Below are 11,142 nucleotides of genomic sequence, written 5' to 3' on the forward strand. Positions count from 1 at the left end.
AGGAAGTTGTTACAGGCATTCATAAGAGTAATTATTTTTAGCCTCGTAATTAATCAGCACTGCTAAGGTCTGATAACGGCCATCTTATTGCAATAGAGTTAATGTTTCATTTGGCTGTAAGTTGCACCGGATCACAATTTTAGCTACGCCCTGCGACTCATCCCCAGCTAATCGTTCGGCAGGATGATGCTCTTGTCAGTTCTCATTGGCAGGATAAGGGTAAAATTACCCCACTCACAGGATAGAGACCTCCCTATGTCACAGCCTATGCTTAAAAAGGACGATTTTCTGGCCGCACTTGCCCGCCAGTGGCAGCGCTTTGGCTTAACCTCCGCCCAGCAAATGACCCAGCACCAATGGTGGGAAGCGGTCAGTGCGGCATTAGCCGAACAGTTGACTGCTCAGCCCGCCCCCGGTAAAGCCAAAAAAGTACAGCGCCATGTTAACTACATTTCAATGGAGTTTTTAATTGGCCGTTTAACTGCTAATAACCTGATTAACTTGGGTTGGTATGACCAAGTTGAGGCGCTGTTAGCTCAGCAGCAGGTTAATCTGAGTGACCTGTTAGAGCAGGAAACCGACCCTGCATTGGGCAATGGAGGCTTGGGGCGTCTGGCAGCTTGTTTCCTTGATTCGATGGCGACAGTTGAGCAACCCGCCACTGGTTATGGTCTGAATTATCAATACGGCTTGTTCCGGCAATCTTTCAGTGAATGTAAGCAGCAGGAAGCGCCTGATAATTGGCAGCGCGAGAGCTATCCGTGGTTCCGCCATAATGCCGCGCTGGCGGTGGATGTCGGTTTTGGTGGCAAGCTGGAGAAACAAGCGGATGGCCGTCAGTTATGGCGTCCGGCCTTTACCTTACGTGGCGAAGCTTGGGATTTACCGGTGCTGGGCTTTCGAAACGGCGTCACTCAGCCATTGCGCTTATGGCAGGCAACTCACGAGCATCCATTTGATTTAACAAACTTTAATGACGGTAAATTCCTGCTGGCCGAAAAAAACGGTGTTGAAGCAGAAAAGCTGACTAAAGTGCTGTATCCGAATGATAATCATCTGCCCGGTAAACGCCTGCGGCTGATGCAGCAATATTTCCAGTGCGCTTGTTCGGTGGCGGATATCTTACGCAAGCACCATTTGGCAGGCCGCAAGCTGGCGGAATTGCCGGATTATGAAGTTATTCAGTTGAATGATACCCACCCGACTATCGCCATTCCTGAAATGCTGCGTGTATTGTTGGATGAACATCAGCTGAGCTGGGATGCGGCTTGGGCGATCACCAGTAGAACCTTCGCCTATACCAATCACACCTTGATGCCAGAAGCCCTTGAGTGCTGGGATGAAAAACTGGTGCGCAGCTTACTGCCACGTCATTTTGTCATTATCAAGCAGATCAATGCGCAATTTAAGAAGTTGGTTGATAAGCAGTGGCCGGGCGATGAAGAGGTTTGGGCCAAGCTGGCAGTTCACCATAATAAGCAGGTGCGGATGGCCAATTTATGCGTAGTCAGCGGCTTTGCAGTGAACGGTGTCGCGCAGTTGCACTCAGATTTGGTTATCAAAGATTTATTCCCTGAATACTATCAGTTGTGGCCAAATAAATTCCACAACGTTACCAATGGTATTACGCCACGCCGCTGGTTGAAGCAATGTAACCCAGCACTGTCTGGTTTGATTGATGACACATTAAAAGTGGAGTGGGCGAATGATCTGGATGCATTAGCCGGGCTTGAGCCTTATGCCGAAGATAACGCTTTCCGCCATCGCTATCAGCAGATCAAGTACGACAATAAAGTTAAGTTAGCTGAATATGTTAAGCGCGTTATGGGGATAACCATTAACCCGGATGCCATCTTTGATGTGCAGATTAAGCGCTTGCATGAATATAAACGTCAGCATTTGAATCTGCTGCATATTCTGTCGCTGTATCGCCAGATCCGCGATAACCCAAATCTGGATATTGTCCCGCGTGTGTTCCTGTTTGGCGCTAAAGCAGCGCCGGGCTATTATTTAGCCAAGAATATTATTTATGCAATTAATCAGGCAGCTGAGAAGATCAATAATGATCCGATCGTTAAAGACCGCCTGAAAGTTGTCTTTATCCCGGATTACAAAGTTTCGGTCGCTGAGTTGATGATCCCCGCGGCGGATGTATCCGAGCAGATTTCAACCGCGGGCAAAGAAGCTTCCGGTACCGGCAATATGAAACTGGCACTGAATGGTGCGTTGACGGTAGGTACGCTGGACGGCGCTAACGTCGAGATTGCTGAACAGGTGGGTGATGAGAATATCTTTATTTTCGGCAACACTGTTGAACAGGTAAAAGCCATTCTGGCGAAAGGTTATAAGCCACAGACTTATTTGAAAGCTGATGCACATCTGAAAAGCATCCTGGATGAGCTGGCCAGCGGCGCATTTAGCCAAGGTGATAAACACGCATTTGACATGATGTTGCATAGCTTGTTGGAAGGGGGCGACCCTTATCTGGTATTGGCTGATTTTGCTTTATATTGTCAGGCACAGCATCAAATTGATGCCCTGTACCGCGATCAGGATGAATGGACCCGCCGTACCATTCTTAACACCGCCCGGGTAGGGATGTTCAGTTCTGACCGTTCAATTCGCGATTATCAAACGCGAATCTGGCAAGCCAAACGTTAAGGAGAAGACTGCATGGATCGTAAATCGCTCGATCAAGCAGCGACACTGGCAGGGATTGCCGCCAATTATATTAATGCGCATGGTAAGTCGCAGGCTATTTCAGCACAAACCAAGCAGCAGTTGTTGGCGGCCATGGGGCGCACCAGTGTGCTCTCAGATTCTCAGACAGAAAAAGCACCATTACCACCGGTAAAGATATTTACTTTTGGCAGCGCAATGCAGCTGCCAATGGCGGGATCAGGCGATTATCACTGGCAGTTACAGACCGAAAAAGGTGATTTACATCAGGGCCGTATCAGTGCAAAAAAAACACTGACATTGCCGGCTTCACTGCCGCAAGGCTATCACCGCTTGGTATTGGAACAAGGCTTACAGCAGTGGCAGTGCTCGGTTATTGTCGCGCCGAAACGTTGCTATGAGCCAGATGCCCTGCTGGCAGGGAAAAAACTCTGGGGAGCTTGTGTTCAGTTGTATACCCTGCGCTCCGATCATAACTGGGGTATCGGTGATTTTGGCGACCTCAACCAGATGTTGGAGCAGGTTGGTGGGCGTGGCGGGGCCTTTATTGGTCTTAACCCGATTCATGCGCTGTATCCAGCCAACCCACACAGTGCAAGCCCTTACAGCCCTTCTTCCCGGCGCTGGCTGAATGTGATTTATATCGATGTCAATCGCGTGGATGAATTCCAGCATAGCGAGGCGGCGCAGACCTGGTGGCACCAGCCCGAGACACAAAGCGCACTGGCGAAAGCGCGAGCCAATGAATGGGTTGATTATCCGCAGGTCATGCAACTCAAATTGACTGCTTTGCGTTTAGCTTTCCCGCTTTTTACGGCGCGCAAAACCAAAGATGCTCGGGTACATGCATTCCATCATTTTGTTGAACAGGGTGGAAGCAGCCTACATCAACAGGCCGTTTTTGATGCTTTGCATGCTCATTTGAGCAAAAACGACCCTATGATGTGGGGCTGGCCGGTGTGGCCGGAAAAATATCGTGATGGGCACAATAGTGCCGTGGCTGATTTCAGCCGTGAGCATGCCGACGAAGTGAACTTCTACCTGTGGCTACAGTGGTTGGCGGCCAGCCAGTTTGATGACTGCTTCCGTGCCAGTCAAACACGGAAAATGCCGCTGGGATTGTATCGCGATTTAGCCGTCGGTGTTGCAGAAGGCGGCGCTGAAACCTGGTGTGATCGCGAGTTATATTGTCTTAAAGCCTCAGTGGGAGCGCCGCCCGATATTTTAGGGCCGCTGGGCCAGAATTGGGGGTTGCCACCCATGGATCCGCACGTCATGGCGGCGCGCGCTTATCAGCCTTTTATTGATTTGTTGCGGGCTAATATGACCAGTTGTGGCGCGTTGCGTATTGATCACGTGATGGCGTTATTGCGTCTGTGGTGGATTCCTTACGGTCAAACGGCGGATCAAGGGGCTTATGTCAAATACCCGGTCGATGATCTGCTGGCGATATTAGCGTTAGAAAGTCAGCGTCACCGCTGCATGGTGATCGGTGAAGATTTAGGTACGGTGCCGGTTGAGATTGTCGGTAAGCTGCGCGACAGCGGAGTGTATTCCTATAAAGTGCTCTATTTTGAGCATGACAGCGAAAACATCTTCCGTGCACCACAGTCTTATCCAGTACAAGCGATGGCAACCATCACCACTCATGATCTGCCGACGTTGCGCGGTTATTGGCAAAGTGATGATTTGACGTTGGGGAATAAGCTAGGGCTATATCCGGATCAACAGATATTGAAACAGCTTTATCTTGATAGGGAACGTGCGAAACAAGGCTTACTGGAAGGGTTGCATCATTATGATTGCGTACCCAAGAAAGTGGGTCATAAAGCGTCGTTGCTGTCGATGAGCCCGGTTCTTAATCGTGGATTGCAGCGCTATGTTGCCGACAGCGCCAGTGCATTATTGGGTTTGCAGCCGGAAGATTGGTTGGATATGGCCACCCCAGTGAACATTCCAGGCACCAGTGATGAATATCCAAACTGGCGGCGAAAGTTGACGGCAACATTGGAAGAGATGTTTGCCGATGACCAGGTTAGTCGTTTATTGAAAGATTTGGATAAGCGCCGCAAGAATGTTTCAGCGGGGTGATTCCTAGGTGATTCAGGAAAAGTATAAGAAGTAAAAGGGGGAGAAATCCCCCTGAATATGATGACAAAATCAACAATAAAGCCGGTGATCCAAGGGATTACCGTACCTAGGGGCACTCCGGGGGCCTAAACCGCTACGACCCCAACGGCACGTTTCCCTTTAGTTTGGCATCTAACTTTGTCAGCATTGATAAATATATTAGCCAAAGTCATTGGTGTTACAGCAAAGCAGCAAACGAGCAAGCCCCGATGAGCTGACTCAGGTCAGTGATTCGGGTGCGCGAGCACAGCTAACACAGCTGTAGCGCCAAGGACGCAGGCAAATTAGTAATAAGAGTGCTCGCCGCGCTGATGCTCGGTCAAATCTCTCACACCTTTCAATTCTGGGAATTTCTGCAACAGCTCTTTCTCGATGCCTTCTTTCAAGGTCACATCGACCATAGAACAACCGTTACAACCGCCACCGAATTGCAGGATAGCTAACGCATCTGGTGTGATTTCCATTAAGGTGACACGACCACCGTGACCAGCTAATTGCGGATTAATTTGCGATTGCAGAACATACTCAACTCGCTCCATCAGCGGAGCGTTGTCATCTACTTTGCGCATTTTGGCGTTAGGTGCTTTCAGTGTCAGCTGTGAGCCTAACTGGTCAGTGACGAAATCGATTTCAGCATCTTCCAGATAAGGTTTACTCAGCTCATCAATATAGGCTGATAGCTGCTCGAATTTCAGTTCGGTATCTGTTGCTTCAACGGCATCCGGTGGGCAGTAAGACACACCGCATTCAGCGGTTGGTGTACCGGGGTTGATAACAAATACGCGGATTTGGGTGCCTTCTTCTTGATTTGCCAGCAGTTTGGCAAAATGAGATTGTGCTGCGTCTGTTATTGTGATCATGGCATCTGCTCAATAGTTGACTACTCTTGTCGGTTATAATACGCCCATTGCTAGGGTGACTACAAGGTTCGACAGATACACCAGACTTGCAATGAGGCGATCCCCTCAGCCCATAGTAGCCTGGCAATCTCATTCACGGTACTGCCAGTTGTTACAACATCATCTAGCAAAGCAATATGTTGGCCGCGAACTGACTCCATACAGCGAAATATTCCCTGCATATTTTTACGGCGTGCTGTGGCTTTTAATTGCTGTTGAGGGGGAGTCGCACGAATTCGCCGTAAGGTGTTATTGCTGTAGTGGCAACCAATCCAGTGTGCCAATGGTCGCGCTAATAAATCTGTTTGATTATATCCACGCCGCCAACAGCGCCAGCGGTGCAGCGGCACACTGATAATTCTGTCTGGTTTGATGACTTTTCCGTGCCGTTTGGCATCGAGCCAACGTAGTAATAATAATCGGGCCAATACCGGAGCCAGTGAGGTTGTCCCGTTAAATTTGAGCTTTTTTATCAACCCATCCAATGGCGGAGCATAATCACTGACCGCCGTCATACTCATCCAGCACGGCGGCTGTTTCAGGCAGCGGCCACAAGACAAAGCAGTATTGCTACAAGGTAAGCCGCAGTAAGGACAGCAGGGCGGTAATGGCGGGAAGTGGTGGCGGCAGTAGCCACAAATACCGTGCTTTGGATGATATAGCGGTTGCTGGCATAGCCAACACGGGCTGACGATTGTTAGCATAGTTATCTTCCTTAATAAATGATGCTATACAGGGTTAAGGCAACAGGATACTAACGTATGAAACAACTTTATTGGAACATCTGTGGTGAAGGCGATCGCGATCTTGTGTTGCTGCACGGGTGGGGGCTGAATGCAGGGGTATGGCATTGCATAATTGATCGACTCGCGCCGCATTTTCGTCTGCACTTGGTCGACCTCCCTGGATATGGGCGTAGCACTGAATTTGGCGCAATGTCACTGTCAGAAATGGCTGAAATAGTCTTACAGCAAGCGCCGCAGCAAGCAATCTGGCTTGGCTGGTCAATGGGCGGATTGGTTGCCAGCCAGATAGCCTTGAGCCACCCTGAGCGTGTTCGTGGCTTGATCACGGTTTCGTCTTCTCCTTGTTTTACGGCCCATGAAGAGTGGCCAGGGATTCGCCCGGAAGTATTGGCCGGTTTCCAGCAACAACTTAGTGAGGATTTCCAGCGTACTGTGGAGCGTTTTCTGGCATTACAAACGCTGGGAACGGAAAGCGCACGCCAGGACGCGCGTTTGCTGAAAGCGGTCGTATTGCAACACCAAATGCCGAAGGTGGAGGTGTTAACCGGCGGGCTGGATATCCTGCGCACAGCAGATTTACGAGAAGAATTGGCCGACTGTTCGTTCCCTTTCTTGCGTATTTATGGTTATCTGGATGGCTTGGTACCACGCAAAGTAGCGGCATTGCTAGACAGCCAGTGGCCGCATACTCAATCGGTGGTGATGCCAGGCTCTGCGCATGCACCTTTTGTCTCTCATCCCGAGGCGTTTTCTCAACTCGTCGTGGATTTCGCCCAACAGAGCAATACATAGCTAAGTAAAATTTAATCAGTGATTTAATGGCTAAATATTAAATTTAATTAATAATTGTTACTGTCTTGGTATGACATGTGTAAGCAGTAATCCTTCATTTGCGAGGTATTTGGCATGAATTTATTGAAAAATCTGGCTGTAGCTCTGGTGGTGACTGGGGTTTCTTTTGGTGCGATGGCGGCTAAAGAAATTACCAAAGAAGAAGCGAAGAATTACGAGAAGATTGGCACAATCACTACCTCGGGCCAGGCAACCTCACCCATGGATGTGAAGCAAGAGTTGTCAAAATTAGCCGATGAGAAAGGCGGCAAGTATTATGTGATTATTGCCGAGCGCGAGAAGAAGAAGTTTGATGCGGATGCAGAAGTCTATAAATAACATTATCAGGGATGCCCAAGTGGGCATCTCATTTAACTTAACGATGACTTCTTAACTGATAACTCACCGTGCTACATTGATTTTTCCCCTCAGGACAACTCTTGCAACTGCCGCTCAGGCAGCCGCTATTATCTTGCTCAATGCGTTCAATCTTGCCCATCGCCGTTAACTTTTCCAGCATTGCTTCAACCAGAGGTAAAGGCATCGCCAATTGATGACTTAACTGGTTCGCATCAGCACTGCCGCTAAGGGCGATGGCATCGCGTAATTGCACCAGGCTTGCCACTTTCTCCTCCTTGTTAATGACAGTCATTACCCGAACTTTGGCAACAACTGGCTGGCGCGCTGTTTTGTAGCCTTACCGTGACCCGGCTACGAGCACGACGTAAACCAAACAGAATCAGCGCATTAATAATAATAACTAAGGCGATAATACTGAGGCTCTGCTGTGGGTGGTCACGCAAGGTGGCGGCTTGATAGAACAAGGTTGCCAGTGAGTACGCAACATTTAGCCCCCACAGTATTGAGAAGGTCATCCAGCCCCGGCTGGTTTCCCGCGCAATTGCCCCCATCACCGAGACACAAGGCACATATAACAAGACAAAAATCAGGTAGCTGTAGGCAGAGATACTGGAGCCGAACTTGCTGCTCATCATCCCCATCGAACCGGCTGCCATCTCGCCATCGCCTTTGCTGGCCTCAATGGGGTTAGCTAACACACTGAGGCTGAAGGTCTCTTTTAATCCCTGCCAGGTGGTATCAACTGCACCGGACAATTCACTCAATAGATTAAAGTTTTCAGCATCAAAAGGCTGGTTGTTAATTTGCTCAGCGGTGTAAAGGGTATTCAGTGTCCCCACCACCACTTCTTTCGCCATCGCCCCAGTCACCAACCCAACGGTTGCCTGCCAGTTATCTTGATGGATCCCCATCGGAGCCAGTAACGGAGTCAATACTTTACTGACAGAGGCCAGTGCTGAATCATTGATGCTATCCACCGCTTGACCACTAAAAGAAAAACTATTCAGGCCACCGATAAAAATACTGGCGATAACAATCACTTTCCCGGCGCGCAATACAAAGCCTTTCAGCCGCTGCCAGGTTTGCAATAACAGGCTTTTGAGGTGTGGTACGTGGTAAACCGGTAACTCCATCACAAAGGGTGATGCTTCACCGCGCATGATGGTGTATTTCAGTACCAATCCAGTGAGGATGGCGACGGCAATACCTAACAAATAGAGAGAAAAGACGACACTGGCTCCATCCTGGCCGAAGAAGGCGGCGGCAAATACAGCAAATATAGCCAGCCGCGCGCCACAGGACATAAACGGCGCCATCATGATCGTTATCAAACGTTCACGTTGAGCATCCAAAGTGCGTGCGCCCATAATCGAGGGCACATTGCAGCCAAAGCCGACGATCAGTGGCACAAAAGATTTACCCGGTAATCCCAGCGCCTGCATTAGCCGGTCCATAACAAAGGCTGCGCGGGCCATATAACCCGAGTCTTCCAAGAAGGAGAGGAACAGATACATCATGCCAATTTGTGGCACCAGTGGTAGCACGGTATTGATACCACCGCCGACACCTTGGGCTAGGAAGATGGTTAGCCACTGTGGGAAATGAAGCGTATAGCCAACCCACTGTATTCCTTGAATAAAGAGTGCCGCAGAGCCGATATCAAATATCGGTTGTAACGCCCCGCCGATATTAATGGCTAAGACGAACATTAAATACATGACAAACAAGAAGATAGGTACACCTAACCAGCGGTTCAGAATCACTTTATCAAGCACTTGGGTCAGGCGATTTGGTTCAGCTTGCTGTGAGTTACCGACGATATCGCAGATACGAGCAATACTTTGATAGCGGGCATCGGCGATGACCAGTTCCGGGTCTTCGTGCTGGTTTTGCCGCAGATTTTCACGAGCCAGCTCCACGATAGAAGGGGAGATGCCAGCACGAGCCAGGCTATAGATATCACCCTCTAATATTTGCAGTGCCAGCCAGCGGCGCTGCTGCACTGGCCAAGACTCAGGCATCGCTTGCACCAACTTATCCACTTCACTGAGTAGCACCGGCGGGTAGTTAACCAATGCCTTGAAAGGTATGGGTTGAAGCTCATCAATGCTGTTTTTTAATTCATTGATACCCTGCCCCCGCGTAGAAACCAGCGGAATAACCGGGCAGCCCAATTGCTGAGAAAGTGCTTCGATATCAATATCAATGTGCTGACTCTTGGCGATATCCAGCATATTGAGGGCCACGACACAGGGGATACCTAACTCTATCAGTTGTAGTGTCAGATAGAGATTGCGCTCTAGATTGGCGGCATCTACCACGTTAATCAATAAGTCCGCTTCGCCGCTCAAGATATAGTGGCAAGCAATTTGCTCATCCAGTGAGGTTTGTTCAGAAATGGTGGTGAGTGAGTATGTTCCCGGCAGGTCAACCAACGTCACCTGATGCTTTGCGGTGCTGAAGTGGCCCTCTTTGCGCTCAACAGTGACCCCAGCCCAGTTACCTACCCGTTGGCGAGCCCCAGTTAACTGGTTGAAAAGGGTAGTTTTACCCGCATTGGGGTTGCCAATTAGGCCAATTGTGAGTGCTTTCATGATCCAACGTGATATCAGTAGATTAAAATCGGCCTATGCAAGGTGGTTTTACTACATCACCTCACAGCCAGAATAAGACGTTAATTTGAAATATTAGGGCTGCAGGTCTAGCGTCAGTAGGTCTAAATCTTTTTTACGTACCACCAGACTGACTCTGCGGGTTTCTATCTGAATGGGATCACCTAATGGCGCCAGGCGGACAACATTAAATGAAGAGCCGGGAAGCATACCCAGTGATAATAATTTTTGTCGGTAAGCTGGGCTAATTTCAGGTGAGAAACCAACAATTTTGTAGGAGCGCTGTGGGATCAGATGCATGTAAGCCTCTCGTTATAACGTATTAGCACACCAGAGTTCAGAGAAGTTCCACCACTAATAAATAATGATTAAAATAATAATAGTAAGAATCGTTTTCATATTCAACTCAGGTTAAAGACTCAAAAGTAAATATTCATTACGATTTCATTTTTTTAATTAATGAGTCTGATTTCTATTTGCGCTTGTTTTACCACCAAACTAGCGCGATCGCAAATGCGAACGATGAGTTAAATCAGTTAATGGAATGTTTGTATAAGCTACTGTCACAATTAGAAATACCGATAATTAACATAATCACTTCACTATGATTTGAATCAAGTAACATTCATATTTTAATTAACACATGGAGTGTTATCGTAATTATTTATAAATTAAGTGTAATAACGGACTAAATTAAACTTCATGTTAAATATGATGTTAAATCAGTTCAGTCTACGTCTGATTTAGTGTGATAGAACACCGAAAAAAGAATTGCGTGCTAATTAATTTAAAAGATAACGCTGCGATCTTATAGAAGAAAAAAATATGAGCAATGGTGCTCAATATGGCGTTAGGGACGAGTTTGAACCGAAGAATTCGATGAAA

9 protein-coding genes are annotated in these 11,142 nt (G+C 48.2%); 4 read left to right on the forward strand and 5 right to left on the reverse strand.

Going from position 1 to position 11,142, the window contains the following annotated elements:
- The first annotated feature begins 255 nt into the window (after window positions 1-255).
- Together malP and malQ are read left to right on the forward strand one after the other, a co-directional pair.
- Complete coding sequence (gene malP / locus ACF3VQ_RS00860; protein WP_392433030.1) at window positions 256-2,661, forward strand: maltodextrin phosphorylase; 2,406 nt, start codon at window positions 256-258, stop codon at window positions 2,659-2,661.
- A 12-nt stretch (window positions 2,662-2,673) separates the two neighbouring features.
- Window positions 2,674-4,770: a 4-alpha-glucanotransferase gene (gene malQ, locus ACF3VQ_RS00865; protein WP_392433031.1), complete on the forward strand. Its 2,097-nt coding sequence runs from the start codon at window positions 2,674-2,676 to the stop codon at window positions 4,768-4,770.
- Between the two features lie 323 nt (window positions 4,771-5,093).
- On the opposite strand, the gene nfuA is transcribed toward malQ, so the two are convergent.
- Both nfuA and gntX read right to left on the reverse strand, forming a co-directional pair.
- Window positions 5,094-5,669, reverse strand: coding sequence for a Fe-S biogenesis protein NfuA (gene nfuA / locus ACF3VQ_RS00870; RefSeq protein ID WP_005159611.1), 576 nt, complete (start codon window positions 5,667-5,669; stop codon window positions 5,094-5,096).
- Between the two features lie 59 nt (window positions 5,670-5,728).
- Window positions 5,729-6,412, reverse strand: a complete 684-nt coding sequence (gntX, locus tag ACF3VQ_RS00875; protein ID WP_392433032.1) for a DNA utilization protein GntX — start codon at window positions 6,410-6,412, stop codon at window positions 5,729-5,731.
- 57 nt (window positions 6,413-6,469) lie between these two features.
- Between gntX and bioH the strand changes: the two genes are divergently transcribed.
- Together bioH and ACF3VQ_RS00885 are read left to right on the forward strand one after the other, a co-directional pair.
- Window positions 6,470-7,246: a pimeloyl-ACP methyl ester esterase BioH gene (gene bioH / locus ACF3VQ_RS00880; protein WP_392433033.1), complete on the forward strand. Its 777-nt coding sequence runs from the start codon at window positions 6,470-6,472 to the stop codon at window positions 7,244-7,246.
- A 114-nt stretch (window positions 7,247-7,360) separates the two neighbouring features.
- Window positions 7,361-7,624 carry a YdgH/BhsA/McbA-like domain containing protein gene (locus ACF3VQ_RS00885; protein WP_019081549.1) on the forward strand — a complete coding sequence of 88 codons (264 nt, stop codon included), beginning with the start codon at window positions 7,361-7,363 and terminating at the stop codon, window positions 7,622-7,624.
- Between the two features lie 37 nt (window positions 7,625-7,661).
- Here the strand turns inward: ACF3VQ_RS00885 and ACF3VQ_RS00890 are convergent, their stop codons facing one another.
- The 3 genes from ACF3VQ_RS00890 to feoA form a co-directional block, all read right to left on the reverse strand.
- Complete coding sequence (locus tag ACF3VQ_RS00890; protein WP_392433034.1) at window positions 7,662-7,910, reverse strand: FeoC-like transcriptional regulator; 249 nt, start codon at window positions 7,908-7,910, stop codon at window positions 7,662-7,664.
- A 13-nt stretch (window positions 7,911-7,923) separates the two neighbouring features.
- Window positions 7,924-10,239 carry a Fe(2+) transporter permease subunit FeoB gene (gene feoB / locus ACF3VQ_RS00895; protein ID WP_392433035.1) on the reverse strand — a complete coding sequence of 772 codons (2,316 nt, stop codon included), beginning with the start codon at window positions 10,237-10,239 and terminating at the stop codon, window positions 7,924-7,926.
- A 93-nt stretch (window positions 10,240-10,332) separates the two neighbouring features.
- Window positions 10,333-10,557, reverse strand: coding sequence for a ferrous iron transporter A (gene feoA, locus ACF3VQ_RS00900; protein WP_004702177.1), 225 nt, complete (start codon window positions 10,555-10,557; stop codon window positions 10,333-10,335).
- Between the last annotated feature and the right edge of the window lie 585 nt (window positions 10,558-11,142).

The organism is Yersinia fenwicki (assembly GCF_043099325.1).
Classification (GTDB): Bacteria; Pseudomonadota; Gammaproteobacteria; order Enterobacterales; family Enterobacteriaceae; genus Yersinia.

Coding starts and splice junctions, on each gene's coding strand:
- feoB (WP_392433035.1), bottom strand. CDS start 10,239: ATGAAAGCACTCACAATTGGCCTAATTGGCAACCCCAATGCGGGTAAA.
- gntX (WP_392433032.1), bottom strand. CDS start 6,412: ATGCTAACAATCGTCAGCCCGTGTTGGCTATGCCAGCAACCGCTATAT.
- bioH (WP_392433033.1), top strand. CDS start 6,470: ATGAAACAACTTTATTGGAACATCTGTGGTGAAGGCGATCGCGATCTT.
- malP (WP_392433030.1), top strand. CDS start 256: ATGTCACAGCCTATGCTTAAAAAGGACGATTTTCTGGCCGCACTTGCC.
- nfuA (WP_005159611.1), bottom strand. CDS start 5,669: ATGATCACAATAACAGACGCAGCACAATCTCATTTTGCCAAACTGCTG.
- ACF3VQ_RS00885 (WP_019081549.1), top strand. CDS start 7,361: ATGAATTTATTGAAAAATCTGGCTGTAGCTCTGGTGGTGACTGGGGTT.
- malQ (WP_392433031.1), top strand. CDS start 2,674: ATGGATCGTAAATCGCTCGATCAAGCAGCGACACTGGCAGGGATTGCC.
- feoA (WP_004702177.1), bottom strand. CDS start 10,557: ATGCATCTGATCCCACAGCGCTCCTACAAAATTGTTGGTTTCTCACCT.